The 24,845-nt window shown below is 59.4% G+C and carries 27 protein-coding genes; 16 read left to right on the top strand and 11 right to left on the bottom strand.

Features of this window, described 5'->3' with window-relative positions:
• Positions 1–81: 81 nt before the first annotated feature.
• Positions 82–1,002: a LysR substrate-binding domain-containing protein gene (locus GTU76_RS17660; protein ID WP_016984680.1), complete on the top strand. Its 921-nt coding sequence runs from the start codon at positions 82–84 to the stop codon at positions 1,000–1,002.
• A gap of 163 nt (positions 1,003–1,165) precedes the next feature.
• Positions 1,166–1,531, top strand: coding sequence for a 5-carboxymethyl-2-hydroxymuconate Delta-isomerase (locus GTU76_RS17655; protein WP_016984679.1), 366 nt, complete (start codon positions 1,166–1,168; stop codon positions 1,529–1,531).
• Between the two features lie 3 nt (positions 1,532–1,534).
• On the opposite strand, the gene GTU76_RS17650 is transcribed toward GTU76_RS17655, so the two are convergent.
• Together GTU76_RS17650 and GTU76_RS17645 are read right to left on the bottom strand one after the other, a co-directional pair.
• Positions 1,535–2,470 carry a LysR family transcriptional regulator gene (locus GTU76_RS17650; protein WP_016984678.1) on the bottom strand — a complete coding sequence of 312 codons (936 nt, stop codon included), beginning with the start codon at positions 2,468–2,470 and terminating at the stop codon, positions 1,535–1,537.
• A 176-nt stretch (positions 2,471–2,646) separates the two neighbouring features.
• Positions 2,647–3,840, bottom strand: a complete 1,194-nt coding sequence (locus GTU76_RS17645; RefSeq protein WP_180699206.1) for a cyanate transporter — start codon at positions 3,838–3,840, stop codon at positions 2,647–2,649.
• Between the two features lie 415 nt (positions 3,841–4,255).
• Here GTU76_RS17645 and GTU76_RS17640 point away from each other — a divergent pair, with 415 nt between their 5' ends.
• From GTU76_RS17640 to GTU76_RS17625, 4 genes are all read left to right on the top strand, one after another.
• A complete protein-coding gene (locus GTU76_RS17640; RefSeq protein WP_180699205.1) occupies positions 4,256–5,905 on the top strand; it encodes a phosphoethanolamine transferase in 1,650 nt (549 codons plus the stop codon).
• 152 nt (positions 5,906–6,057) lie between these two features.
• Entirely contained in the window at positions 6,058–7,191 is a 1,134-nt protein-coding gene (rnd, locus tag GTU76_RS17635; RefSeq protein ID WP_180699204.1) for a ribonuclease D, read from the top strand.
• Complete coding sequence (locus tag GTU76_RS17630) at positions 7,188–7,481, top strand: YcgL domain-containing protein (protein ID WP_007911350.1); 294 nt, start codon at positions 7,188–7,190, stop codon at positions 7,479–7,481. Before rnd ends, GTU76_RS17630 begins: the two co-directional genes overlap by 4 nt.
• A gap of 105 nt (positions 7,482–7,586) precedes the next feature.
• Positions 7,587–8,519: a D-2-hydroxyacid dehydrogenase gene (locus GTU76_RS17625; protein ID WP_175555083.1), complete on the top strand. Its 933-nt coding sequence runs from the start codon at positions 7,587–7,589 to the stop codon at positions 8,517–8,519.
• 121 nt (positions 8,520–8,640) lie between these two features.
• Here GTU76_RS17625 and GTU76_RS17620 read toward each other — a convergent pair whose 3' ends face one another.
• Positions 8,641–9,234, bottom strand: coding sequence for a nitroreductase family protein (locus GTU76_RS17620; protein WP_016984674.1), 594 nt, complete (start codon positions 9,232–9,234; stop codon positions 8,641–8,643).
• 280 nt (positions 9,235–9,514) lie between these two features.
• Here GTU76_RS17620 and GTU76_RS17615 point away from each other — a divergent pair, with 280 nt between their 5' ends.
• Both GTU76_RS17615 and GTU76_RS17610 read left to right on the top strand, forming a co-directional pair.
• Positions 9,515–9,964 carry a YcgN family cysteine cluster protein gene (locus GTU76_RS17615; protein WP_016984673.1) on the top strand — a complete coding sequence of 150 codons (450 nt, stop codon included), beginning with the start codon at positions 9,515–9,517 and terminating at the stop codon, positions 9,962–9,964.
• 35 nt (positions 9,965–9,999) lie between these two features.
• Positions 10,000–11,229, top strand: coding sequence for a hypothetical protein (locus tag GTU76_RS17610; RefSeq protein ID WP_180699203.1), 1,230 nt, complete (start codon positions 10,000–10,002; stop codon positions 11,227–11,229).
• A 95-nt stretch (positions 11,230–11,324) separates the two neighbouring features.
• Here GTU76_RS17610 and GTU76_RS17605 read toward each other — a convergent pair whose 3' ends face one another.
• From GTU76_RS17605 to GTU76_RS17590, 4 genes are all read right to left on the bottom strand, one after another.
• Positions 11,325–11,702, bottom strand: coding sequence for a YgaP family membrane protein (locus GTU76_RS17605; RefSeq protein ID WP_180699202.1), 378 nt, complete (start codon positions 11,700–11,702; stop codon positions 11,325–11,327).
• Between the two features lie 81 nt (positions 11,703–11,783).
• Positions 11,784–12,254 carry an RNA methyltransferase gene (locus GTU76_RS17600; protein WP_007911337.1) on the bottom strand — a complete coding sequence of 157 codons (471 nt, stop codon included), beginning with the start codon at positions 12,252–12,254 and terminating at the stop codon, positions 11,784–11,786.
• A gap of 192 nt (positions 12,255–12,446) precedes the next feature.
• On the bottom strand, positions 12,447–12,818 hold the full coding sequence (locus GTU76_RS17595) for a YajD family HNH nuclease (RefSeq protein WP_007911336.1): 372 nt from the start codon (positions 12,816–12,818) through the stop codon (positions 12,447–12,449).
• Between the two features lie 48 nt (positions 12,819–12,866).
• Complete coding sequence (locus GTU76_RS17590; protein ID WP_007911335.1) at positions 12,867–13,553, bottom strand: spermidine synthase; 687 nt, start codon at positions 13,551–13,553, stop codon at positions 12,867–12,869.
• Positions 13,554–13,633: 80 nt separating this feature from the next.
• Between GTU76_RS17590 and GTU76_RS17585 the strand changes: the two genes are divergently transcribed.
• Positions 13,634–13,918, top strand: coding sequence for a hypothetical protein (locus GTU76_RS17585; protein ID WP_026000574.1), 285 nt, complete (start codon positions 13,634–13,636; stop codon positions 13,916–13,918).
• Here the strand turns inward: GTU76_RS17585 and GTU76_RS17580 are convergent.
• Entirely contained in the window at positions 13,915–14,388 is a 474-nt protein-coding gene (locus GTU76_RS17580) for a cyclic nucleotide-binding domain-containing protein (RefSeq protein WP_016984668.1), read from the bottom strand. The two genes, GTU76_RS17585 and GTU76_RS17580, sit on opposite strands and share 4 nt — an antisense overlap.
• Before the next feature lie 201 nt (positions 14,389–14,589).
• Positions 14,590–16,644, bottom strand: coding sequence for a S9 family peptidase (locus tag GTU76_RS17575; protein WP_180699201.1), 2,055 nt, complete (start codon positions 16,642–16,644; stop codon positions 14,590–14,592).
• Between the two features lie 236 nt (positions 16,645–16,880).
• On the opposite strand from GTU76_RS17575, the gene GTU76_RS17570 reads away from it, so the two are divergent.
• From GTU76_RS17570 to GTU76_RS17560, 3 genes are read left to right on the top strand one after another with little or no spacing between them, the layout of a single operon-like run.
• On the top strand, positions 16,881–17,378 hold the full coding sequence (locus GTU76_RS17570; RefSeq protein WP_180699200.1) for an MFS transporter: 498 nt from the start codon (positions 16,881–16,883) through the stop codon (positions 17,376–17,378).
• Between the two features lie 15 nt (positions 17,379–17,393).
• A complete protein-coding gene (locus GTU76_RS17565) occupies positions 17,394–18,170 on the top strand; it encodes a class II glutamine amidotransferase (protein ID WP_007911322.1) in 777 nt (258 codons plus the stop codon).
• Between the two features lie 12 nt (positions 18,171–18,182).
• Entirely contained in the window at positions 18,183–18,725 is a 543-nt protein-coding gene (locus GTU76_RS17560) for a DUF2937 family protein (protein WP_180699199.1), read from the top strand.
• 41 nt (positions 18,726–18,766) lie between these two features.
• Here the strand turns inward: GTU76_RS17560 and GTU76_RS17555 are convergent, their stop codons facing one another.
• Positions 18,767–19,681: a LysR family transcriptional regulator gene (locus GTU76_RS17555; RefSeq protein ID WP_175555079.1), complete on the bottom strand. Its 915-nt coding sequence runs from the start codon at positions 19,679–19,681 to the stop codon at positions 18,767–18,769.
• A 160-nt stretch (positions 19,682–19,841) separates the two neighbouring features.
• Here GTU76_RS17555 and GTU76_RS17550 point away from each other — a divergent pair, with 160 nt between their 5' ends.
• The 4 genes from GTU76_RS17550 (at position 19,842) to GTU76_RS17535 (ending at position 23,564) form a co-directional block, all read left to right on the top strand.
• On the top strand, positions 19,842–21,128 hold the full coding sequence (locus GTU76_RS17550; protein ID WP_180699198.1) for an MFS transporter: 1,287 nt from the start codon (positions 19,842–19,844) through the stop codon (positions 21,126–21,128).
• A 62-nt stretch (positions 21,129–21,190) separates the two neighbouring features.
• Entirely contained in the window at positions 21,191–21,943 is a 753-nt protein-coding gene (locus GTU76_RS17545; RefSeq protein ID WP_016986804.1) for a 5-oxoprolinase subunit PxpA, read from the top strand.
• Positions 21,940–22,644: a 5-oxoprolinase subunit PxpB gene (pxpB, locus tag GTU76_RS17540; RefSeq protein ID WP_180699197.1), complete on the top strand. Its 705-nt coding sequence runs from the start codon at positions 21,940–21,942 to the stop codon at positions 22,642–22,644. Before GTU76_RS17545 ends, pxpB begins: the two co-directional genes overlap by 4 nt.
• The gene (locus GTU76_RS17535) at positions 22,641–23,564 is read left to right on the top strand and encodes a 5-oxoprolinase subunit C family protein (protein WP_175555075.1); all 924 of its coding nucleotides are present in this window, start codon (positions 22,641–22,643) and stop codon (positions 23,562–23,564) included. The genes pxpB and GTU76_RS17535 overlap by 4 nt, the downstream gene beginning before the upstream one ends.
• Positions 23,565–23,656: 92 nt before the next feature.
• Here the strand turns inward: GTU76_RS17535 and GTU76_RS17530 are convergent, their stop codons facing one another.
• Complete coding sequence (locus tag GTU76_RS17530; protein ID WP_180699196.1) at positions 23,657–24,835, bottom strand: vWA domain-containing protein; 1,179 nt, start codon at positions 24,833–24,835, stop codon at positions 23,657–23,659.
• Positions 24,836–24,845: the final 10 nt, after the last annotated feature.

Below are 24,845 nucleotides of genomic sequence, written 5' to 3'. Positions count from 1 at the left end.
GCCGGTCGTGCAAAGGTTGATGGACGCCGGGCCCAAGGCCTTTCTACACTGCCCGTATTCCGGGGAGCAGGGGGGCAATGGATGAACCGCAATGAACTACGCAAGGCCGACATCAACCTGATGGTGGTGTTCGAAACCTTGATGCTTGAACGCAATGTGACCCGGGCGGCCGAGAAGCTGTTTCTCGGCCAGCCGACCATCAGCTCTGCACTCAATCGCTTGCGCACTATGCTCAACGATCCACTGTTCATCCGCGTCGGCCATCGCATGGAACCGACGGCCCGTGCCGAAGATATCTTTCGCCATCTCAAGCCAGCGCTGGATTCGCTATCAGTGGCGTTGAGCCTGACCCGTGATTTCGATCCAGCGGTCAGTACCATGACTTTCCGTATCGGTCTGTCCGATGACGTCGAATTCGGCCTGCTGCCGCCGCTATTGCGCGCACTCCGTCAGGAGGCACCGAACGTGGTGTTCGTGGTGCAACACGTCGATTACTGGCGGATTCCCGATCTGCTCGCCGCTGGCGACATTACTGTTGGCATCAGCCAGACCCGAGGTCTGCCGGCCAACGCCAAGCGCAAACTGTTGCGCCATATCCAACCGAGCATACTGCGCGCCGACGCCAGTGATACGCCGCTGACGCTGGATGAATATTGCGCGCGTCCGCACGTACTGGTTTCGCACACGGCCAATGTCAGTGGTTTCGCTGATGAGTGGCTGGCGGAGCTCGGTCGCACTCGCCAGGTGGTGCTGTCGGTGCCGCAATACAGCGCGTTGCCGGCGCTGTTGGCGGGTACGGACCTGATCGCCAGTCTGCCGGATTACACCGCGGCGGCCATGGCCACTTCCGGATTACTGTTCAAGGAACCGTTTCCGTTCAAGACGCCGACTCTGGATCTTTCCATGGTCTGGCTCAGTCATGTGGACAGCGATCCGGCCGAGCGCTGGTTGCGTTCCAGGCTGGAGCAGTTCATGAGCGAGCGACCGCTGAGCGCATCCTGATGATCATCACATACCTTGTGGGAGCGAGTTATCAGGCACCTTAAGTGTCGCTGAACGACCGCATTCGCGAGCAAGCTCGCTCCCACATTGGAAAGTCCCCGGGAGGGTAGGGCAGAGCTGTGCTATATGTACGACCTTTCTGCCAACCCACCGGGGACCTGTAATGCCACACCTGCATATGGAATACACCGCCAACCTGCCGCAGTTGAACGCCGACGTCGCATTGATCCGGCTCAACAACACGCTGGTGGGCTCCGGTCAGTTCGCGGCGGAGTTCGATATCAAAAGTCGTGCGGTGAAAGTCGAGACTTTCAAAGTCGGCACCGCCATGGCCGAGCGCGCCTTCGTCTATGTGAAGCTGGCGCTGCTCAGCGGGCGTTCGCCGCAGATCAAGAAGCAGTTGTCAGAAAGTCTGTTGGCGGTCTTGCAGGATCTGTGCGAATGGCCGGCTGGTGTCGAGGTGCAGTTGTGTGTCGAGCTGGTCGACATGGATCGCGAGTCTTACAGTAAGACCGCCATCGGCGCGTAGGACTCAGGCTGCTTCGAGTTCGCTGCAGACCTTGACCACCTGCTCGCGCAACCAGAGGTTGGCGCTGTCCTGATCCACGCTCTGGCTCCACTGCATGTCGAGGGTAAAGCCCGGCAAGCCGTTCGGCGCCTCACAGTGATTGAACACCGCCTCGTTGGTCAGCAAACGCTGGATGCGGCGGGGCAGGGTGAGGATGAAGTCGGTCCCGGTGATCATTTTCAATGCCGCGCTGTAGCTGTTCGAGCGCGCGACGATCTGGCGCTTTTGCGCCTGTCGCGCCAGCCAGCCGTCGACCATGTTGGTGGTCGACGTCCACGGCGTCGGGAACACGTGTCGACGTTCGGTAAAGGCCTGCAGGCTCAGGCGCGGCTCCAGTGGCGTGGCGCGTTTGTCGAAGACGCAGACCAGATCATCCTCCAGCAACATCCGTGATTTCAGGTCGGTGTGATGGCGGTGGAAGTTGGGGCCGAAACTGATCACCAGATCCAGGCTGCCGTCGCGCAGCTCATCCGCCGGGACGTCGGTCTCGAACTTGTGCATGTTGACCATGACCGGCAAATCGTCGAAATCGAAACGCTTGAGCAGGCGCGGCAGGATCAGTTGCTCGAAGTATTCCGGGGCGCAGATGTTGAAGGTGACGGCTTGTTGGGTCGGGTCGAACGTGGGGGCACCGGCGTGGCACAGGTTGATGCTTTCGAGGATCTTCTGCACATGGCCGTACATGGTGCTGGCCTTGTAGGTCGGACGCATGCCGGTGCGAGTGTTGATGAACAGTTCGTCTTCGAAACTGGTGCGCAGTTTTTTCAAACAGTAACTGACGGTGGACTGGCTGACGTACAGGGCTTCTGACACGTCGGTAACGCTGCTTTGCTCATAAACAGCGATAAACACCATGAGATCCTGCATGTCGAGCTTTCGTAGCAAGTTACTGTTCAGCATCCGTTCCGTCTCGCTGTGCTCCTTGCGCTGAATCCGCGCAAACGTGTGCGAACGATCCTAGCGGAACGATGGTGCCAGGACAAAGCCCTGTAGGACGTTTCACAGTCAGTTGTGGGACAGAAAGTTTTACGAACACGACGTCGCCGACAAAACCGCCGAAAAGTGGCCAGAAGCCTTTATCTCGACGAGGGAAAGTGTCGGGCGTAATGCCTGGGATCGAAGCGCCACACCATCAACAGCATCACCCCCATCACAGCCGTCAGCGACCACCAGGCCCATTCGAAGCTGCCGAGTCGGTCGCGGATCACTCCAGCCATTAGCGGTGAGAGGCCGGCGATCAGATAGCCAATGCCCTGCACGAAGGCGGTCAGGCCGCCGGCGCGTTGCGGGTTGTCGAGATGATCGAGCGAGACAATCAGGCTCATCGGAAACAAACCGCCAATACCCAAACCCAGTAGGCACGGCCACAGCAGGCTGTACGTTTGCGGGCTGAGGATCAGGCCGCAAAACCCGGCGATGATCAGTATCAGTAACGCCATCAGAATCACCCTGCGATCCCGGCTGCAATTGGCGATCGCCGGCACCACCAGGCCGGAAATTACCTCCATGGCCGTCAGAAAACCTAACAGTAGCCCGGCGTTTTGTTCACTCCAGCCTTTTTCCACGTAGTACGGCGCGAGCCAGGCCAGCACACAGGTGTAGGACGCGGTTCCCAGACCAAAGAAGATGGCCAGCAACCAGGCACGGGAATGGATGAAGAACGAATCTTTGCCGGTTATCGCCGTCACCCTGGAGGACAACTGGCGGCGTTGCGACCACCAGAACGCCAACGCCAGCAACGCCAGGATCGCCCAGATGCTCAAACCGCTGCGCCAGCTCCCGGTTTGCACCATCACCAGCGGCGCGAGCGACGCGGCAAGCGCCGCGCCACCCATGATCGACGTGACGTACAGACCCATGCACAGCGCGACGTTGTCAGTGAAGCGCGATTTGATCAGCGCCGGCATCAACGCCTGAATCAGTGCTATGCCGACGCCGGCCAGCACTGCGCTTGCAATCAATTGGGCAGCAGAGTCGATAAACAGCCGTGACAACGTCGCCACGGCGATGATCAGCAAGGACAGCAATACCGTCCGTTGCTCACCCAGCCGTTGACTGATGCCAATGCCGAAAAACATCGCCAGCCCCATCGCCATCACTGGCAGCATGGTCAGCAGTGACGCGACGCTGAAGCTCAGCGGGATGTCAGTGCGCATGGCCGACAGTAAAGGTCCGACCGCCGCCATCGATGGACGTAGATTGAGGGCGACGAGCATGATCGCGAGCATCAGCCAGACAGCGGGGCGAGCGGTGGCGCGGAAGTTTTCCATCATCAGACCTTTGAGCGGGGCGGATGATTAAGCGCGGAGCGGTCTAGTCCGGGCAAACCAGAAAACCCACTGCTGTATTTAAAAAGTCGATAACACCGCCATCCCCTGTGGGAGCGAGCCTGCTCGCGAAAGCGGATTGTCTGCCACCGAAAATATTGGATGTGCCGGTCTCTTCGCGAGCAGGCTCGCTCCCACAATAAACAGCCGTGCTGTTTTTTCTGAATCAGACCTGAACCATTCTCAAATACTTCACAAGTTTCATCGGATTGCCAACAGCCAACTAATCGTTGGCGTCTTTTTCACAAAAAATTGATGGTTGCCTGCTTAAAGTTTCTCGTGCCTTAGTTAATGAAATTTTCACAATTGAAATTTCTTTCATGGACCGAGGCTCTTCTTTTCAGGAATCGCCCTTTCTATGTTGAAGTTAAAAGCCGTACGCCCGGAATGGGTGACGTTGATTGCCAGTGCCTTTCTTTTAATTGGCTGCAATTTTGTCCTCTGGCAACACCTGTTCGAGATCACCGCCGCCGATGGCAAGGGCATCGCCATGCGCGTGGCGTTCGGGGTGATGATCCTTGCGGCATTCAATATCGTGCTGACGGTTCTGGCTTTTCGGCCGTTGCTCAAACCGCTGTTGACGCTGATATTTCTGATCAGCGCCGGGGTGGCTTATTTCATGAGTCAGTATGGCGTCATGATCGATGCCGGCATGTTTCGCAACTTTGCCGAAACCAATGCAACGGAAGTGCGTGATCTGCTCTCGCTGAAGTTGTTTGCTTATATTCTGTTGCTCGGTGTATTACCGTCCTGGTTGTTGTGGAAAGTTCCAGTCAACTATCGTCGTTGGCACCGTGAGTTGATCAGCAAAGTTATTGTCGGTGTTGCTTCGGTGGCGGTGATTGGCGGGGTGGCGCTGGCCAACTATCAGGGTTTATCTTCACTGTTTCGCAACCATCACGAAATTCGTCTGATGCTGGTGCCCAGTAATTACATCGGTGCTTCGGCGGGTTATCTACGTGAGCAAGTGGCCTCGGCGCGGCAGCCATTCATCAAGATCGGTGAGGACGCCGAGCGCAATCCTGAGGTGAAGCTTCAACCGCGTAAATCCCTGACGGTGCTGGTGGTGGGGGAAAGTGCTCGAGCGGAGAACTTCGGCATCCTTGGTTATAACCGCGATACCACGCCGCAACTCGACAAGGAAGCCGGGCTGATCGCCTTCACTGATGTGCATTCCTGTGGGACAGAAACGGCCGTATCGGTTCCGTGCATGTTCTCCAACATGGGCCGCAAGGATTACGACGCCAGCAAGGCGAAGAATGAAGAAGGTTTACTCGATGTGCTCAAGCGTGCCGGGATCGACGTGATCTGGCGTGACAACCAGTCGGGCTGCAAAGGCACTTGTGATCGAGTCACGCTGCAAGATGTCAGCAACCTGAAGGACCCGGCGCTGTGCGCCAACAGCGAATGCCGCGACGAAATCCTCCTGCAAGGCCTGCAAGGTTTTATCGACCACTTGGACAAGGACACCGTTTTAGTCCTGCACCAGATGGGCAGCCACGGCCCGGAATACTTCAAGCGTTATCCAAAGGCATACGAGCACTTCAAGCCCGTGTGTGAAAGTAATGCGCTGAATAATTGCAGCCGCGAAAGTATCGTCAACGGTTACGACAACACGCTGGTGTACACCGACCATGTGCTGTCGAGCCTGATCGATGTATTGCGTAGCAATCAGGACAAAGTCGATACCGCCATGTTGTATCTGTCGGACCACGGCGAGTCACTGGGTGAGTACAACTTGTTTCTGCATGGCACGCCTTACATGCTGGCGCCAGAACAACAGAAGCACGTGGCGATGCTGGCGTGGTTCAGCGACAGCTATCAAAAGGCCTATTCGGTCGATACCCATTGCCTGCAAATGAGCCGCGACAAACCGCTGAGCCAAGACAACCTGTTCCACTCGATGCTTGGTTTGCTGGAGGTGAAGAGTTCGGTCTATCAGCCGGATCTGGACATGTTCGCCGGTTGCCGTGGCGCGGTGATCGACGGCGTCTTGGCCAAAGACTGAACCTCATCCGCTACATAACAGGCCTTTCGTCTCCACCTGTCAGACTATTCTTTCTCTTTGGCAGGACATTTCGTCACAGCTCTTGCCCTTCGCAGGCGCGTAAATCGCCGGTGGCGATATATACTGCGCGCCATTCTTCAAGGGAGAGCCGTGTGGCCATCGATATTCACTGGATTCGCGACAACGAAAGCCTCGCGCAGTTTTGCGCCGAGTGGCAGCAGCTGCCCTTCGTTGCCCTCGACACCGAATTCATGCGGGTCGACACCTTCTACCCGATTGCCGGCCTGCTGCAGGTGGGCGACGGTAAACGCGCCTACCTGATCGACCCGTTGACCATCAACGCCTGGCAACCGCTGGCCGCCTTGCTGGAAAACCCGGCGGTGCTCAAAGTCCTGCACGCCTGCAGCGAAGACCTCGAGGTGCTGTTGCGCCTGACCGGCAGCCTGCCGGCACCGATGTTCGACACGCAATTGGGCGCGGCTTATCTGAACCTCGGTTTCTCGATGGGCTATTCGCGGCTGGTGCAGGAAGTGCTCGGCATCGAACTGCCGAAGGGCGAGACCCGTTCCGACTGGTTGCAGCGCCCGTTGTCCGACACGCAAATCAGCTACGCCGCCGAAGATGCCGTGCATCTGGCGGAGGTTTTCGTACAGCTGCGGCCGAAACTGTCTGACGACAAATTCGCCTGGGTGCTGGAGGACGGTGCCGAACTGGTCGCCAACCTGCGCCGCGAAACCGACCCTTACGAGGTCTATCGCGAGGCCAAACTGGCGTGGAAACTCTCGCGTGCGCAACTGGCGGTATTGCGCGAGTTGTGTGCTTGGCGTGAAAAAGAGGCTCGCGCCCGCGATCTGCCGCGCAACCGCATTGTTCGCGAGCATTCGCTATGGCCGCTGGCCCGCACGCAACCGGACAACCTTGCAGCGCTGGGCAAGATCGAAGACATGCACCCGCGTACCGTGCGTCAGGACGGTCAATTTCTGCTTGATCTGATCAAACGCTCTGGCAGTGTGGGGCCTGATCAATGGCCGCCCGCTGTCGCGGAGCCATTGCCGATCGAGGCGGCTGCGTTGATCAAACAACTGCGTGCATTGGGCCAGGCTGAGGCCGAGCGTCTGGGCATCGCGCCGGAACTGATGTTGCGCAAGAAAACCCTCGAAGCCCTGGTCAAAAGCGGCTACCCCGAGGGTCCTTACCAATTGCCTGAGTCGCTGCGTGGCTGGCGCCGCGAACTCATGGGCCAGAAGCTGCTCGACAGCCTGGCCACCGCCGGAGAACAGCCTTGAAACGTATTTGTTCCATCTACCAAAGCTCCAAGCGTAGCGGCATGTACCTTTATGTGCTGAAGAGCGACGCGCTGGAGCGTGTGCCGGAAGCGCTGATGTTGGCGTTCGGCAAGCCGAAGCATTCCTTCGATCTGGTGCTGTCGCCCGAGCGCAAACTGGCCAGCGAGGACATCGTCGTGGTCCTGGAAAACCTCGACAAGCAGGGCTACCACCTGCAAATGCCGCCGGCCGAGGACGAGTACATCGAGCACTTGCCCGAAGAGTTGCTGCGACGCAACGATCCGGTCTGATCTGCGAGGCTCTGTTCTGAGTCTCGATTTACCCTGGAACTGTTTTTACCGCGATGGCCGGCCAAAATCCGGCGGCCGTCTGCACGGTTTGCGAAAGGTTTGAAGATGCGCGTTCTGATTGCTGAACACGACCACGCGATATACGCCCGGCTGCTGCGTCAGGCAGCACCCGAGCTGGAAGTACTGACCAGTGGCGACTCCGCCGAACTGGCCCGTCAGGCCGCCGATTGCCCGGTGTGGCTGGGCCAGCCGGATCTGCTGGCGACCCTGTTGCGCCAAGGGCATCAGCCACAATGGCTGCAATCGACCTGGGCCGGCATCACGCCGCTGCTCGCTGACGGCTTGCGCCGCGATTATCGCTTGACCCGTGCGGTAGGGATTTTCGGTCAGGTGATGGCTGAATACGTGCTGACGTACATTCTTGGCCATGAGCGCGAAGTGCTGGCGCGACTGGTCAGCCAGGTCGAGCGCAAGTGGGACAACCGCAGCGGCCAGAGTCTGGTCGGACGCAAAGTGCTGATCGTCGGCACGGGCGACATCGGCCAGAGCGTGGCGCAGTTCCTGCTGCCATTCGGCATCGAGTTGTACGGCATTGCCAGCACTGCCCGCGAGCAAGCGCCGTTTGTCGAGGTCGGTTCGATGGCCGATCTGCCACGCCTGGTGGGCGAGGTGGATTACGTTGTAAACCTGCTGCCGAACACCGAGCACACCCACGATATCTACGATGCGGCGCTGTTCAAGCAATTCAAGCCGACCGGGTTGTTCATCAACGCTGGACGCGGTGTTGCGGTGGTTGATGCCGATCTGGTGGAAGCGTTGAAGGAAGGGCATCTGGCGGGGGCGGTGATCGACGTTTGCCGTCAGGAGCCACTGCCGCAGCGGCATCCGTTCTGGACCGCGTGGGGCTTGCTGCTGACCGGGCACAGCTCGGCGCCAACGTCACCGGCATTGATGGTGCAGCTGTTTGTCGAGAACCTGAGGGCGTATCAGGCGAGCGAAGCGTTGCGCGGGGAAGTGGATTTCGATCGCGGCTACTGACGGCGGTAAAAAATGTAGGAGTGAGCCTGCTCGCGATGGCGGTGTATCAGACAGCATTAATGTTGACTGACACGGCCTCATCGCGAGCAGGCTCACTCCTACAGTTGTTTTACGGTGTGGTTTAGAGGGTGAAGTCGCCTTCCGCCGCCAGTTCGTTCAGCGGACGGCGCGGGCTCGGCTCTTCACGGGCTTGCAGGTATTCAGCCAGCGTTGCCTTGTCGCCCAGTTTGCCGACGGCCACGGCCGCGTGCAGCGCATAACCTTCAGGAATGTTCAGCTCCTTGCGCGTCAGCTCCTGATCGAACCCGGCCATGCCGTGGGTGTGCCAGCCGCTGATGCTCGCTTGCAGCGCCAGATGACCCCACGCAGAACCCGTGTCGAAGGTGTGCCACAACGCTGGGCTTTCTTCAGTGGCGCCCGGTGCAGTGAAGGTGGTTTTCGAAATCACGATCACCAGCGCCGACGCATGTTGCGCCCAGCTACGGTTGAATTCATTGAGCAGACCCAGATAACGCTCCCAGTTCGGCGTATCGCGACGCGCATAGAGGAAACGCCAAGGCTGCGAGTTGTACGCCGAAGGGGCCCAGCGCGCGGCTTCGAAGAAGCTCAGCAGGGTTTCTTCCGGGATCGCTTCACCGGTGAAGGCGCGCGGCGACCAGCGGTCGGTGAATTGCGGGTGAATAGCGTAATCGGCAACGCGTGGGTTGGCACTCATCAAGAGATTCCTGGCTACGTTTGAGTAAGAGATTCGATTGCAAACCCGGCGGGATCAGTTGCGCTGAACGATGGGGTTTGGCGAGCCATGACTGTTCACCGGAATGCAACGCGGTCGAGCGTTAATGGCTTCCGGACAAGGCTCGTGACGACAGGCAAAGCTACGCGCCGCCACAAAAACTGACAAGTCCCGCACAACCGGCAGTCGCCAACGCTTGGCCCGCAAGGCCTTGGGCACTAGACTGGCGGCCTTTTCACCACCTGATGTTGATGCTTGAATCATGGCCGCCAAAGTCGAACCGTTCTGGATACGCAAAACCCTCGATCAACTGGATCACCAGGAATGGGAATCGCTGTGCGACGGCTGTGGTCTGTGCTGCCTGCAAAAACTCGAGGATGAAGAAGACAACAGCGTCTATTACACGCGCATCGCCTGCAAACTGCTGGACCTGAAAACCTGCCAGTGCAGCGACTATCCTGATCGCCTCAAATTTGTCCCGGACTGCATCCAGCTCACCCCGGGTCAGGCCGAGGAATTCAAATGGCTGCCGCCGACCTGCGGTTATCGACTGGTCAGTGAGGGCAAGGATTTGCCGTTGTGGCACCACCTGGTGTGTGGCGATCGCGACGCGGTGCACCATGAGCGTATTTCCCAGTCCGGGCGCATGCTTGCCGAAGGCAGCGTGCCGGAAGATGACTGGGAAGATCACCTGATTTTCCGCGCAGGTTAAACACCTGCTGTTCCAGGCTTTACCAAGGAGTGCGTATGGCTGTCGGATTGCCGCAAGCGTTGATGGTCGCGCTGCTGGTGTTGAGCGCGCCGGTCTGGGCGGCGAAGAAAGTCGATCTGGATTATCACGTGCGCCTGTTGCCACAGAGCGATCAGGCCGAAGTACGCCTGACCCTGGCCAAGGGTGAAGCGGTGCGCAGTCTCGATTTCGATCTTGGCGACGGCAGTCATTACAGCGACTTCAAGGCTGACGGTCAGTGGCTGCTGAGCCCAGGCAAACAGGCGCGCGGGGTCTGGCGCCCCGCCAGCGAAAAGTCCAGCCTGACCTACCGCGTACGCATCAGCCACGGCCGCAAGAACGGCAGCTTCGACACGCGCATGACCCCGACCTGGGCGTTGATGCGTGGCGACGAATTGGTACCGCCAGCCAAACTCGATCAGCAGGACGGCACTGAACTGGTTGCGCGCTTGCAATTCGAACTGCCCGACGGCTGGAAAAGCATCGAAACCGCGTGGCCACGCATCGGCAAAAACAAATTCCGTATCGATAACCCATCACGGCTGTTTGACCGTCCGACCGGCTGGATGCTTGCCGGCCACCTCGGCAGCCGCCGCACACGCTTGGGCGAAACCGAAGTCACCGTGGCCTCGCCGCAAGGGCAGGGTATGCGCCGAATGGACGTACTGACTTTGCTGACGTTCGTCTGGCCGCAGGTGCAGGCGGTTTATCCACGCCATCCGGCCAAATTGTTGATCGTCGGCGCCAACGACCCAATGTGGCGCGGCAGCCTCGGAGCACATGAATCCATTTACGTGAATACGCGATTGCCGCTGGTCAGCGAAAACGGTAGCAGCGCGCTGGTGCGTGAGCTGGCGCAGGTGTTCGGGCGGATCAACGACGAGCAGCGCAGTGACTGGATCAGCGAAGGCTTTGCCGAGTATTACGCGATTGAACTGGTGCGCCGTGCCGGTGGCATGAGCGATGAGCGTTATCAGAGTTTGCAGACGAAACTGGCCAGGGACAGCCAGAAAGTCACGACGTTGCGCGGCGAGCAGATCAGCCCGGCGCAGGTGGCGAAAGCAGTGGTGGTGTTGCAGGAGCTGGATGGCGAGATTCGCTTGAAGACGCGCAACAAGCGTTCGCTGGATGATGTGTTGCGTGGGGCGATGCATCTGGGGACGGTGAGTACCAAGGAGTTTGTGCAGCTGGCCGAGAGCGTTCTTGGCGAGTCATCCAAAGTGCTTGATACCGCATTGCTACAGTAAAGATCAAAAGATCGCAGCCTTCGGCAGCTCCTACCTGTGGAATGCGTTTTCCCTGTAGGAGCTGCCGAAGGCTGCGATCTTTTGCTTTTAAGCTATCAAACCCCGGCTTTCGGCGATTTCACCGAATCATTGCCGGTCACGGTAGCGGTTTTGGTCGCCGCCTCGGCGTTCGCCTTCAGCTTGCTCAACTCTTCCCCGGCCCGCTCGATCTTCGCCCGCACGTTATTCATGTCCTGGCGACTTTTCTCGAACAGGCTCTTCACCGAACTGTGCCCGGTAATCCCGCGCGCCATCGCCACGCCGCCAATCGCCACCTGAATCAAACCGAACACGCCGCCACGGCGCAGGCCTTTACCGACCATGATCACGCCCCCCGCGAGTGAGCCGATGCGCTCCCAGCCTTCGACGTTCTGCTCGGAATGGCTCTGGAACGGGGTAGATTCGATACGTTCGACGCGTTTGAGCTCGGTCATGATCTTTCTCCAGGCAATGAGTAATCGATAAACAAGCTGACTGCCGGAGCGGTCAGCTCGTTCCATCGAATATGCGGCGTTTCAGCGGAATTTTGGCCCGGAGCGGGTGTTCAAGCCCTTGGCCATGCGGTCGTAGAGTACGACGTTGACGGTCGCGGCGAGGTTCATGCAGCCGGTGGTCGGGATGTACACGACGTCTTCGCACCAGTCGCGGATCTCTTTGTCCAGCGAGCCGTCTTCGGGGCCGAAGATGTACAGGGCGCGATCCGGGTGGGTGTATTCCGGCAGCGGGCGGGCGCCCTCGACCAGTTCCACGGCGACCGGCACGCAGTTGAGCGGGAGGATCTTTTTCAGATCGTCGATGCCGATCAGCGGGATGTCGTAGTGCACGCGTTTGGTGTCGGTGACGAAGTCGGCGGCGCGTTCATAACGCTTGCCGGTGTAGAACACCGACGCCACGCCATAACAGCCTGCGGCGCGCATCACCGAACCGACGTTCTCCGGTGATTTGGGGTTATACAAACCAATGCAGCTGTACCGTTTGTCTGCCACGAGCGGGGTGCCTTCGGGAAAAAGAGGGCGATTATACGGGGATTGGGCGGTTGTGGTCAGATCATGGATTGGCGGTGCCTGAGCGGCCGCCTTCGCGAGCAAGCTCGCTCCCACACTGGATCGGTGTCATACACAAAACCACTGTGGGAGCGAGCTTGCTCGCGAAGGGGCCAGTCAGGCCAATGAAGAACTTTAATCTTCTTTCTTCATGAGGCCGGCGAGGGCAGCAAACGGGTTATGCGTCGCCTTGGCAATCTTCGGCGTGCTCAGCGAGCCTTCGCTGAAATACTGCTGATCGGTATAGCGCGAGTGTTCGTTGTCGTGGCAATACAGGCACAACAATTCCCAGTTCGAGCCGTCCTGCGGGTTGTTGTCGTGGTTGTGGTCGCGGTGGTGCACGGTCAGTTCGCTCAGGCGCTTGCCGGAAAACTCACGTGTGCAGCGGCCGCAGACATGCGGGTACATCTTCAGGGCCTTGTCGCGGTAGCCCATTTCCTTGTCGCGCTGGTTGTCGGCGAGGATGCGATCCAGCTTCGACGTATTGGTTGGAGTGGACGAACTCATGGGTTCACCTTTGTAAAAGACTAATGACGGTTATGCGCAGAGTTTAGCTCAGCCCTTGAGCTTCTCGGCAATCCAGATCGTGTGGCGCGTGCCCTTGTTGCCATGGGCGAAGACCTGGACTTCTTCGGCCTTGAAACCGGCCTTCTTCAATTTGTCGGAAAACAGCCGGTCGGCGCTGGCCGACCACACCGCCAGCACGCCTTTCGGGCGCAGGGCCTTGGCGCAGGCATTCAGACCAGCGGCGGAATACAGCCAGCTGTTGGCCTTCTGCGTCAGGCCTTCGGGGCCGTTGTCGACGTCGAGCATGATCGCGTCGAAGCCATTCGGCTCGCTTTGCAGCACCTTGGCCACGTCTTCCTGACGGATCACTGTGCGCGGATCGAGCAGCGGACGACCGGACTTTTCGCCGAGCGGGCCACGGTTCCACTCGACCACGCCGGGCACCAATTCGGCGACCACTACTTCAGCGGTCTTGCCCAGATGCTTGAGCGCGGAGGCGAGGGTGAAGCCCATGCCCAGACCGCCGATCAGCACCCGCGAATCCGGCCGGCCCGCGACCTTGCGGCAAGGAATTTCGGCCAGTGCATCTTCGGAACCGTGCATGCGCGTGTTCATCAATTGCCCGCCGTCGCCGCCCTGGATCTTGATGACGAAGTCTTCGCCATACTCGAACAGGCACAGGGCACCGCCGCTTTCAGGGATCGGGGTGGTGTCGAGCAGAACGAAACGTTTCATGGAAATCTCTACAAGGGGGAAGGCAAGCAGGCCCGTTGGGAGTAGCCTGAGCGCAGACTAGAGGCCAAACGGAGCCCTTGATGAAGCGCACCATTCTAACGGTCATTGCCCTGGCCGCGCTCTCGATTACTGCAGTGCAGGCGCAACAGACAATACCGGTCAGCCCGGCGCCGCAACCCGGCTCGCCCGGGACTGCGACACCGACGCCGTATCCGCAGATCACGCCGATCAACATTCCCAAGTCCGGCTCCGGCAGTGGCAGTCCACCGCTGGTGCCGATCGAAATGCCCAGCCCGCCGAGCAAGGATCAGCCGGTGCCGGGCATTGAACCGAGCGGCACCAAGGCAAAATCTCCCGGCGGTTAAACCTGTTGCGCCGCCAGTTGACCGTCGGCCATGCGCAGGCGTTTCGACAGCGAGACGGCGAGGGCGCGGATGATCTTGGCGGCGATCTTCGGCGCGTCGTTGAGCATTTTTTCCAGCGAATCCTTGCCGAGGTTCAATAGCTGGCAGTTAGTCGCGGCGATGCAGGTGGCCGAGCGGCGTTCACCGTCGAGCACGGCCATTTCACCAAACGCCCGACCGCTGCGCAGGGTGGCCATGGTGATCACCTGACCATCGGGCCCGGTTTTCTGCACGGCGACCTGACCGGTGTGGAGGATGCACATGAAACTGCCGGCATCGCCCTCGCGGAAAATCGCCTCGCCTTCAGCCACGGTGCTGATGCTGAAGTAGCCGGAAGCGGCCGCAAAGTCGGCCAGTTGCAATTGATCGAACAGGCCACAGTCCATCAGCCAGTCGCGGATTTCGTTGTTCAGGAAGGTCGGTTCTGACATGTCGTCACGGTCTTTTTATTGTCTCGGATTTCAGGCTACACACGGTCCCCATGTAGGAGCTGCCGAAGGCTGCGATCTGTTGATCTTGCCTTTGAAAAAATCAAAATCAAAAGATCGCAGCCTTCGGCAGCTCCTACAGGGATCTGTGGGGTATCGGCCTCTTGGGTCTGCAATTAAGACCCAAGTGACCGATGGAGTTCCTCAGGCCAGGCCCAAAACCTTGAAAACAAATGCGTATTCGAGTGCTACGTCACGTAATCCCTGATAACGCCCGCTCATCCCGCCATGCCCGGCGCCCAGTTCCGTCTTGAGCAGCAGCACATTGTTGTCGGTCTTGGTCGCGCGCAGTTTCGCCACCCACTTGGCCGCTTCCCAGTACTGCACGCGACTGTCGTTGTAGCCGGCGATCACCAGTGTCGCCGGATAATCCTGCGCGCTGACGTTTTCATACGGCGCGTAAGCCTTGATACGTTCGTAAACCTCCGGCTCCTCGGGATTGCCCCACTCGTCGTACTCGGTAACGGTCAGCGGCAGTTCCGGGTCGAGCATGGTATTGAGCACGTCGACGAACGGCACTTCAGCAATCGCCACGCCGAACAGGTCCGGACGCTGGTTAAGTACTGCTCCAATCAACAGACCACCGGCACTCCCGCCGCTGATCGCCAGTTTTTCGGCAGTAGTGATGCCGTTGAGGATCAAAAACTCGGCGCAGGCAATGAAATCGCTGAAGGTGTTGTGCTTGTGTTCCTGCTTGCCGGCGCGATACCAGGCTTCGCCCAATTCACCGCCGCCGCGCACGTGGGCGATGGCGAAGGCCATGCCACGATCCAGAAGGCTCAGACGGGCGTGGGAGAACCACGGATCAAGGCTCGAACCGTAAGCGCCGTAGCCGTAAAGATACAGCGGCACTGCTTTGCCAACCTTTTCGCGCTTCATCACCAGACTGATCGGCACTTGCGTGCCGTCTGGCGCAGTGGCCCACAGGCGCTGGCTGACGTAAGCGTCGGCGTCGAACGGGCCGAGCACCGGGGTTTCTTTCAACACCGCTTGTTCGCCACTGGCAAGGATCAGTTGGCGCACCTGCGCCGGGCGGTTCAACGCCTCGTAGCGCAGACGAATGCGGTCGCTTTCAAACTCCAGGCTGTTTTGCACATAGAGGCTGTAGGCCGCGTCCGGCAATTGCACGCGATACGGCGCCAGACCGTGTGGGTGAACTTCGATGATCGGCAGGCCGCCTTCGCGCAGACTCAGGGTCATGGCCTCGGTGTTGAGGCTGACGCCATCGAGCATCACTGTGTCGCTGTGGGGGATCAGGTTCTGCCATTCGGCTTCGGTCGGCGCGGTGCCGGTGTCCGGCGCCTGATACAGGGCGTAGTTGATGCCGTCGCGGTTGGTGCGGATAAACCACGTCCACACGCCATCGAGCAGGCCGTGATCGACATCGTATTCATGATCTTCGACCCGTGCCGCCAAGCAGGTGAAAGGCTGGTGCGGATGATTGGCGTCGAGCGCCCAGACCTCGCTGGTGGTCTTGCTGCCCAGTGACAACAGCAATTGCTGTTCGGAACTGGAACGGTAGCAGTGCAGGAAGAAACGCCCGTCCAGCTCATGGAAAACTTCTTCGGCAGCGGTGCCATCGAGGCGATAGCGGAACAGTTTGTGCGGGCGATGGGTGTCGTCGAGTACGCCGAAAAACAGCGTCAGGCTGTCATTGGCCCAAGTCATGCTGCCGTCGCACTCTTCGAATTCCAGTTCGCTGACTTTGTCGTTGGCCAGTTCCTTGACGAACAACGTGTAGATCTCATCGCCCGAGGCATCGACACTGTAGGCCAGACGCTGGTGATCAGGGCTGATGCTGAAGGCGCCCAGTGAGAAAAAACCGCCATTGGCCAGTTCATTCGGGTCAAGCAGCAATTGTTCGCGGCTTTCGTCGAGGCTCAGGCTGTCGTCTGCCGGGCGTGGGCAGCGGTAGTGCCGGGCATATTCGTCACCGGCGGTAGTGCGCGTGTAATACAGGTACGGGCCCCACGGCGAGGGCAGGGACAGGTCGGTTTCGAGAATTCGGCCCTTGATCTCTTCGAACAGCGTTTCGCGCAACTCGGCCTGATCGGCGGTTTGCGCTTCCTGATAAGCGTTTTCGGCCTTGAGGTAATCGAGCACCGCGTCGGTGTCGCGTTCCTGCAGCCAGGCATACGGGTCGGCACCGGGCGCCTTGTGGGCAATCGGGGCACTGTTGGCGTTGGCGGATTGGGGCATGGAAGGCTCTCGGACAATTTACGGAATAGGGTTTTCGCAGCGCTGGAAACCGTCGCATTCCCCTGTGGGAGCGAGCTTGCTCGCGAAAGCGTCCGGTCAGATGACATTTGTTTCACTGACCCACCGCTTTCGCGAGCAAGCTCGCTCCCACAGGGTTTGCTGCTGGCCGTCTGTTATTGGGACAAGCCTGAAGGGCGAAAAGTCGTTACTATAAGCGCCTCTTTGCCTGCCTTGCCATGGACACCATGACCGAGAACGACTATCTGATCGCCTGGGGCCTCTACGCCTTTGCCGCTGTGGGCTGCCTGTTGGTATGGATGCGCCTGACAACCTGGATGTGGCGCTGGTTGCGCGAGCCGCTGCGCGTGCTGATGGCGGTGTTGCTCTTCAGCCCGACCATCATTGACCCGGTCAAGGAAAAGGTCGCGCCGGCCATCGCCATCACCGCGCTGGATCTGGCCTTCAAGGTCGGCAACAACGCCTGGCGCGCGGTCTCCGATCTGTTCATGTACGGCATGATTGCGTTCGGCATCTACCTGGTTTTCGTGTTGATCCGCTTCCCGCTCGAACGTGCTTCGAAGGCGCGTCGGGAACAGGCCGAAGCCGCCAAGGCCGCCGCACGCGCCGATGACCGCGACGACGATCAACCGTTTGGCGGTGCCGGCGATGACCGTTACGGTCGCCCGCCAGTGCCGAACAATCCGCAGCGCATGCGGGTCGAGCCGCGTCTGTAACCCGAGAGTCCGCACATGTGTGAATTACTGGGCATGAGTGCCAACGTGCCGACCGATATCGTGTTCAGCTTCACCGGCCTGATGCAGCGCGGCGGCCGCACCGGCCCGCACCGCGACGGTTGGGGCATCGCCTTTTATGAGGGCCGTGGCTTGCGTCTGTTTCAGGACCCGGCCGCGAGTTGCGAGTCGGAAGTGGCCAATCTGGTGCAGCGCTATCCAATCAAGAGCGAAGTGGTCATCGGTCATATCCGCCAGGCCAACGTCGGCAAGGTCTGCCTGTCCAACACCCATCCGTTCGTCCGCGAACTGTGGGGGCGCAACTGGTGTTTCGCGCATAACGGCCAGCTCGCCGATTTCACCCCGATCAAAAGCTTCTACCGCCCGGTCGGCGATACCGACAGCGAGGCGGCGTTCTGCGATTTGCTCAACCGCGTGCGTGCAGCATTCCCGGAGCCGGTCGATATAGAAGAGCTGTTGCCGGATCTGGTCGCCGCGTGCGCTGAATACCGCAGCAAAGGCGTGTTCAACTGCCTGCTCAGCGATGGCGACTGGCTGTTCTGCTATTGCTCGACCAAACTCGCACAGATCACCCGACGTGCCCCGTTCGGCCCGGCGCGTCTGAAGGATGTCGACGTGATCGTCGATTTCCAGGCGGAAACCACGCCCAACGACGTAGTGACGGTGATCGCCACCGAACCGTTGACCGAAAATGAAACCTGGACCCGCTATGAACCGGGCCAATGGAGCCTGTGGCGACGCGGCGAATGCGTCAGCCAGGGCAAGACCGAATAAGGATCTACCCCGATGTTGCTCAGTTATGTACGGCTGGTGTTGTTTGCGGCGGGCCTGTTGATCGGTGTCCAGGTGCCGGGATTCATCAATGATTACGCGAAGCGGGTCGAGGCGCATTTGATCGAGGCGCAGACCGGTCTGCGCGGTTTTCAAGGCACTGCCGAGCAGTTTTTCAAAGGCGATATGCAAGCGCTGGTCGCGCATTACCGCGCCAGTGAAGATCCGATCTTCCGCAACGACGCCGACAGTCTGAACACCTTGCTCACGCGTCAAGTGGCGTTGGACAAGCAGTTCCAGGCGATGCAAGGCCCGTGGTACATCCGCTTCCTGCAAGTGGTATTGGCCGCTGATCCGGATATCCGCAAGGAAACCTGGAACGGTTACAGCTACCAGATTCTGCTGACTCCGGAAGCAATGATCTGGGGCATGAGCGGCGCGTTGCTGCTGTCGTTCGGCATCGAGTGCCTGTTCCGCTTGATTGACTGGGTTGTTCTCGGTGGCCGGCGCTTGCGCCAGAGTCGGCCGATCGAAGACCGCGACGTGCGCGGCCTCTGAGGTCAGCGCAGTAAGGATCGTTCCCACGCGCGTGGGAACGATCACAGTGTCAGGACGATGTAGTCAGTGCCCACCTTGGTCGCATATCCCTCCAGCACCTGCTGACACAACGTCACAATCTCCTCGACCCACTCAACCCCCACCCGCCACGACACCACCACCTGCAGATTCGGCGGTCGTTGATCGATGTCGAGCAAGGTCAATTCCCCCCGCGCCAATTCCTCAGCCACCAGCACCGGTGGCAGCACGCCAATCCCAAATCCATCACGCAATAATCGGGTAATCGCCGACACCGAATTCACGCAGTTCAAGCGTGGCGCCAGTACGCCGTTCGCCTGCATCAACGCCCAAAGGTCTTGATGCGGTCGGGAGTTTTTCGAGTAAGTGATGATCCGCTCCTGCGCCAGTTCGGCGAGGTCGGCATAGTCGCGGTTGTAGATCGAATTGCTCGCGACAATCCAGCCCAGAGGATGGCTGGCCAGCTCCAGGCTGCGTACGCTTTCATGGCGGATCAGATCAGTTTGCAGAACGATATCGAGAAAGCCTTTTTGCAGCTGATCGCAGAGGTTCAGCGAGGTATCCGCCACCAGTTCGATTTCCACCCGTGGATACAGGTCGGTCATTTGCGCCACCAACGGGCTGAGCCAGGTGTGGATCACCGTGTCCATCACGCCGATACGCACGCGCCCAACCTTGCTCGAGCGAGTCTCGATCGATTGCTTGAGCGCTGACATCGTGTCGAGCATCTGCTCGGCGTAGTCCAGCACTTTCAAGCCTTCAGGCGTCAGGCTGACACCGCGTGAATCGCGCAAAAACAGCTTCACCCCCAGCTCGCCTTCCAGCACCGCGATGCGGCTGGAAATCGACGCCTGGGTGGTGAACAGCTTATCGGCGGTCAGGCGAAAACTCTTCAGTCGGGCGACCCAGACAAAGGTCTCGAGAAACTTCAGGTTCATGGGCAAGGCTCGGGTGACAAATTTTTCTTATGGCTAAGGCGGGTTTTTATTCGTTGGACGCAGCAGGGCCGCGCGACGAAAAATCGACGCATCCGGTCCCCACGATAGGCGTCGTCGGGGCTACGAACAAGACCAATAAAAAAACCTGCGGAGATAAGCCATGCGTGCTCCCGACACCCTAGAAGTACCCAAGGCCACGGCGCGGCCGGGGCCGTTCGATTGGTATCGCAACATCAACCAGCAGGAGCGTCGCACGTTCTGGAGCTGCAAGATCGGCTACGGTCTGGACGGCATGGACACGCAGATGCTCAGCTTCGTCGTGCCGACGCTGATCGCGATGTGGGGCATCACTACTGGTGAAGCGGGGCTGATTCATACCAGCACGCTGATTGCTTCAGCGATTGGCGGTTGGGTCGCTGGGATTCTCTCTGACCGCATCGGTCGTGTGCGCACCCTGCAATTGACCGTGCTGTGGTTCGCCTTCTTCACCTTCCTCTGCGGCTTCGCGCAAAACTACGAACAGTTGCTTATCGCCCGAACCTTGATGGGCTTCGGTTTCGGCGGCGAGTGGACGGCTGGCGCTGTGCTGATCGGCGAGGTGATTCGCGCCAAGGATCGCGGCAAAGCGGTGGGCATGGTGCAGTCCGGTTGGGCACTGGGTTGGGGGCTGACGGCGATTCTGTACGCGCTGCTGTTCTCGGTGTTGCCGCCGGAAGACGCTTGGCGGGCGCTATTCATCCTCGGCATCGTGCCGGCAATTTTCGTGATTTTCGTGCGTCGTCTGGTCAAGGATCCGGAGATCTATCGCGAGGCCAAGGCCCAACAAACGCCAGAAAACCAATCGAAGTTCTACGAGATCTTCGCCCCCGGCATGCTCTTCACCACGTTCCGCGCTTCGCTGCTGACCACCGGCGCGTTGGGTGGCTACTACGCGATCACTTCCTGGTTGCCGACCTTTCTGAAAAACGAGCGCGGCTTGAGCGTGCTCGGCACGGGCGGTTATCTGGCCATGGTGATCGTCGGCTCCTACGTCGGTTACGTGATCAGCGCCTATCTGACTGATCTGCTGGGACGGAAAAAGAACTTCATCCTGTTCGCAGTCGGCTCGTTCACCATCGTTCTGCTCTATACGCAGTTGCCGGTGAGCAACGGTGTGATGCTGTGGCTGGGTTTCCCGCTGGGCTTCTTTGCTTCGGGGATTTTTAGCGGCATGGGCGCGTTTCTGACTGAACTGTTCCCCACGCGAATTCGCGGTTCGGGGCAGGGCTTTTGCTACAACATCGGTCGGGCGCTGGCTGCCCTGTTTCCGCTGCTGATCGGCCTGCTCAGCCAGACAGTACCGTTGAGCGTAGGTATTGGTGCTTTTGCCGCAGTGTCTTACGGCGTGGTGATTATCGCGGCGTTGAGCCTGCCGGAAACGCGCGGCAAGCAACTGGACGCGCAGTAACTGATAACCTGCGCAGCACAGTCCTACAGATAAAAAGACAAGCACCTACAGGAGTGTTCACCGTGAGCCGCCTGCTATTGAATTGCGACATCGGCGAGAGTTTCGGCAGCTGGACCATGGGTCTGGATGCCGAGGTCATGCCCTTCATCGATTGCGCCAACGTCGCCTGCGGTTTCCATGCCGGCGATCCGAGCATCATGCGCAAGACCGTCAGCCTGGCGTTGAGCCACGGCGTGCAGATCGGCGCACACCCGGCCTATCAAGATCTGGTCGGTTTCGGCCGTCGCTCCATGGCGTATTCGGCGCAAGAGCTGCAAGACATCCTGCATTATCAGATTGGCGCCCTCGATGGCATCTGCAAAGCCCAGGGCGGCCGCGTCAGTTACGTCAAACCCCACGGCGCGATGTACAACGACATGATGGCCAACCCCGCGCAACTGCGGGCGGTGATTCAGGCGGTGGCCGCTTACGACCGCAGTCTGCCGTTGATGCTCATGGCTACCCGTGACAATTCGGCTGCGCAGCAAATCGGCGATGAGTACGGCGTGACATTGTGGTTCGAAGCCTTCGCCGACCGCGCCTACGACAGCGCCGGCAAACTGGTCTCGCGACAACTGCCGGGCGCGGTGCATCACGATGCCGAAACCATTATCGAGCAAGCCCTGACCATCGCCCGTGGCGACAACCTCACCGCCAGCGATGGCAGCGCCTTGCGCCTGCACGCCAACACTCTTTGCGTGCACGGCGACAACGCCAGTTCGGTGGCCGCCGTGCAGCGCATTCGCGAGGCCTTGAACCAGCAGAGTGCATCATGAACCCAAGGATTGAAGTGGTGGCACTGGATTGCCTGATGTTGCGTCTGTTCGATGAAATCGCCGAAGCCAACATGCCGTGGATGCTCGCCGCCAGTGAGCGCTTGCGTACTGCATTCGGTGCGCAACTGATCGATCTGGTGCCGTCCTATACGACGTTGATGGTGCATTACGATTTGACTTCACTAAGTCCGGGTCAGGCGCGGGAGTTGATCGCCGAAGCGTTGATCGACCTGTCGCCAAATGCACGAACTGGCGGCCAATGTCATGTGTTGCCGGTCTGGTACGACCTTAGCGTCGGACCGGAATTGAGCTTGCTGGCCGAGCGCAGCGGCCTGGCGGTGGCGGAGGTGATACGTCGCCACAGTGGTCGCGAATATCAGGTGTTTGCTCTCGGCTTCGCTCCGGGTTTCGCCTTCATGGGCCTGGTCGAAGAGATTCTGGCGGCGCCACGCTTGAGCACTCCGCGCAAGAAAGTCGCGGCCGGTAGCGTCGGTATTGCTGAGCGCCAAACCGCTGCCTATCCCGTGGTATCACCCGGTGGCTGGAACCTGATCGGTCGCACTCCGGCCAAACTCTTCGACCGCAACCGTGATGGCTACAGCCTCATGCAACCGGGGGACACGGTGCGATTCGAAGCGGTCAGTCATGCCGAGTTCATCAATCTGGGCGGTGATGACACGCCACTGGAGGCGCAGGCATGAGCCGACTGAGGATTGAGGCGAGTACGCCGCTGTGCCTGTTGCAGGACGCAGGACGTTTCGGCGTGCGGCATCTGGGTGTGACCCAGGGCGGCGCGGCGGATTGGTGTTCGATGAGTTGGGCCAACTGGTTGCTCGGCAATGCGCTTGATGTGCCGGTGATTGAGGTCACGCTTGGCGGCTTTGCCGTAATCGCTGAGGACGACTGCTTGCTGGCCCTGGCCGGGGCGGATCTTGGCGCGCAGGTTGACGGGCAAGCGCTGGCGCCGTGGCACAGTTTCAAATTGGGCAAAGGGCAGAAATTGCAGTTCACGCAGCCGTTGCTTGGGGCTCGGGCCTATCTGGCGGCGCCCGGTGGTTTTGATGCACCGAAGGTGTTGGGTAGTAGCGCAACTGTGGTACGTGAAGAGCTCGGTGGGCTCAATGGCATGGGCTTGCCGTTGGCCAAGGGATCGACGCTGAGTTATCACGGTGAATCGCTATTGGTTCGCGAAGTGCCATCGGCGTTACGGCCGGATCTGAAATCGACTGCACCACTGGATCTGGTGCTCGGTGCGCAGATTGGCCAGTTCAGCGGGCAGAGTCTGTTCGATGCATTCAACAGTGCCTGGACGCTGGACAGTCGCGCTGATCGCATGGGCATTCGTTTACTGGGCAAGGCGCTTGAGTATCAGGGGCAACCGATGATTTCCGAGGGCATTCCATTAGGCGCGGTGCAAGTGCCGCCGGACGGCCAGCCGATTGTGTTGCTCAATGACCGGCAGACGATTGGCGGTTATCCGCGATTGGGCGCGTTGACGCCGATGGCGTTGGCGCGGTTGGCGCAGTGTCTGCCGGGGGCGCAGGTGCGGTTGCGGCCGGTGGTGCAGGAGGTTGCGCACCGTGAACACACCAAATATCTGCAGCGCTTCAAAGATAGCTAGAAGCATCGCGAGCAGGCTCACTCCTACAGGGGAACGCATTCCAAATGTAGGAGTGAGCCTGCTCGCGATAGCGTCCGTCCAGACAAAGCAGGTTATTTGGAAAGAAACCGCATCCCTTCCTCAAGCCCGCGCAATGTCAACGGATACATCTTATCCTCGATCAGATCCCGCACGATATTGGTCGATGAGGTATAGCCCCAGGTATCTTTCGGATACGGGTTGATCCAGATGAGCTTCTTGTACTTCTCCATGAAGCGCTGCATCCACACGTAACCCGGCTCTTCGTTCCAGTGCTCGACACTGCCGCCGGCCTGGGTGATTTCATAGGGCGCCATGGCGGCGTCACCGATGAAAATCACTTTGTAATCGGCGCCATACTTGTGCAACAGATCCTGAGTCGAAGTGCGCTCGGAGGTGCGGCGCATGTTGTTCTTCCACACCGATTCGTAAACGAAGTTGTGGAAGTAGAAGTACTCCAGATGCTTGAACTCGGTCTTGCAGGCCGAGAACAGCTCCTCGCAGATCTTCACGTGCGCATCCATCGAACCGCCGATATCGAACAGCAACAACAGCTTCACCGTATTACGCCGCTCGGGGCGCATCTGGATATTCAGCAATCCGGCGTCGCGAGCGGTGTGGTCGATGGTGCCGTCGATGTCCAGCTCTTCTGCCGCGCCTTGGCGGGCGAATTTGCGCAGTCGACGCAGGGCGACTTTGATATTGCGCGTGCCCAGTTCCACCGAATCATCGAGGTTCTTGTACTCGCGCTGATCCCAGACTTTCACCGCTTTGCCCTGACGTTTGCCAGCATCGCCGACCCGAATGCCTTCCGGGTTGAAGCCGCCTGAGCCGAACGGGCTGGTGCCACCGGTGCCGATCCATTTGTTGCCGCCGGCATGGCGTTCCTTCTGTTCTTCCAGACGCTTCTTGAACTCTTCGATCAGCTTGTCCAGACCGCCGAGTGACTGGATCTGCGCGCGTTCCTCGTCAGTCAGCGAGCGCTCGAACTCCTTGCGCAGCCAGTCTTCGGGAATCAGCGCCTGCAAGTGATCATCAAGCTTTTCGAGGCCATTGAAGTAGGCGCCGAACGCGCGGTCGAACTTGTCGAAATGGCGTTCGTCCTTGACCAGAATCGCCCGCGACAAGTAGTAGAACTCGTCCATGTCGGCGAAGGTCACGCGCTGTTTCAGCGCGTTGATCAGGTCGAGCAGTTCGCGTACCGACACCGGCACCTTGGCTGCACGCATTTCATTGAACAGGTTGAGCAACATGGCATCAGCC

Origin of the sequence: Pseudomonas crudilactis (assembly GCF_013433315.1) — a bacterium.
GTDB lineage: Bacteria > Pseudomonadota > Gammaproteobacteria > Pseudomonadales > Pseudomonadaceae > Aquipseudomonas > Aquipseudomonas crudilactis.
This window is presented reverse-complemented; position numbering and strand designations above follow the sequence as displayed.

Bases quoted from the DNA above. Each gene is read 5' to 3' on its own strand.
- GTU76_RS17660 (WP_016984680.1), top strand. From the start codon at position 82: ATGAACCGCAATGAACTACGCAAGGCCGACATCAACCTGATGGTGGTG.
- GTU76_RS17655 (WP_016984679.1), top strand. From the start codon at position 1,166: ATGCCACACCTGCATATGGAATACACCGCCAACCTGCCGCAGTTGAAC.
- GTU76_RS17650 (WP_016984678.1), bottom strand. From the start codon at position 2,470: ATGCTGAACAGTAACTTGCTACGAAAGCTCGACATGCAGGATCTCATG.
- GTU76_RS17645 (WP_180699206.1), bottom strand. From the start codon at position 3,840: ATGGAAAACTTCCGCGCCACCGCTCGCCCCGCTGTCTGGCTGATGCTC.
- GTU76_RS17640 (WP_180699205.1), top strand. From the start codon at position 4,256: ATGTTGAAGTTAAAAGCCGTACGCCCGGAATGGGTGACGTTGATTGCC.
- GTU76_RS17625 (WP_175555083.1), top strand. From the start codon at position 7,587: ATGCGCGTTCTGATTGCTGAACACGACCACGCGATATACGCCCGGCTG.
- GTU76_RS17620 (WP_016984674.1), bottom strand. From the start codon at position 9,234: ATGAGTGCCAACCCACGCGTTGCCGATTACGCTATTCACCCGCAATTC.
- GTU76_RS17615 (WP_016984673.1), top strand. From the start codon at position 9,515: ATGGCCGCCAAAGTCGAACCGTTCTGGATACGCAAAACCCTCGATCAA.
- GTU76_RS17610 (WP_180699203.1), top strand. From the start codon at position 10,000: ATGGCTGTCGGATTGCCGCAAGCGTTGATGGTCGCGCTGCTGGTGTTG.
- GTU76_RS17605 (WP_180699202.1), bottom strand. From the start codon at position 11,702: ATGACCGAGCTCAAACGCGTCGAACGTATCGAATCTACCCCGTTCCAG.
- GTU76_RS17595 (WP_007911336.1), bottom strand. From the start codon at position 12,818: ATGAGTTCGTCCACTCCAACCAATACGTCGAAGCTGGATCGCATCCTC.
- GTU76_RS17590 (WP_007911335.1), bottom strand. From the start codon at position 13,553: ATGAAACGTTTCGTTCTGCTCGACACCACCCCGATCCCTGAAAGCGGC.
- GTU76_RS17585 (WP_026000574.1), top strand. From the start codon at position 13,634: ATGAAGCGCACCATTCTAACGGTCATTGCCCTGGCCGCGCTCTCGATT.
- GTU76_RS17580 (WP_016984668.1), bottom strand. From the start codon at position 14,388: ATGTCAGAACCGACCTTCCTGAACAACGAAATCCGCGACTGGCTGATG.
- GTU76_RS17575 (WP_180699201.1), bottom strand. From the start codon at position 16,644: ATGCCCCAATCCGCCAACGCCAACAGTGCCCCGATTGCCCACAAGGCG.
- GTU76_RS17570 (WP_180699200.1), top strand. From the start codon at position 16,881: ATGGACACCATGACCGAGAACGACTATCTGATCGCCTGGGGCCTCTAC.
- GTU76_RS17565 (WP_007911322.1), top strand. From the start codon at position 17,394: ATGTGTGAATTACTGGGCATGAGTGCCAACGTGCCGACCGATATCGTG.
- GTU76_RS17560 (WP_180699199.1), top strand. From the start codon at position 18,183: ATGTTGCTCAGTTATGTACGGCTGGTGTTGTTTGCGGCGGGCCTGTTG.
- GTU76_RS17555 (WP_175555079.1), bottom strand. From the start codon at position 19,681: ATGAACCTGAAGTTTCTCGAGACCTTTGTCTGGGTCGCCCGACTGAAG.
- GTU76_RS17550 (WP_180699198.1), top strand. From the start codon at position 19,842: ATGCGTGCTCCCGACACCCTAGAAGTACCCAAGGCCACGGCGCGGCCG.
- pxpB (WP_180699197.1), top strand. From the start codon at position 21,940: ATGAACCCAAGGATTGAAGTGGTGGCACTGGATTGCCTGATGTTGCGT.
- GTU76_RS17535 (WP_175555075.1), top strand. From the start codon at position 22,641: ATGAGCCGACTGAGGATTGAGGCGAGTACGCCGCTGTGCCTGTTGCAG.
- GTU76_RS17530 (WP_180699196.1), bottom strand. From the start codon at position 24,835: ATGTTGCTCAACCTGTTCAATGAAATGCGTGCAGCCAAGGTGCCGGTG.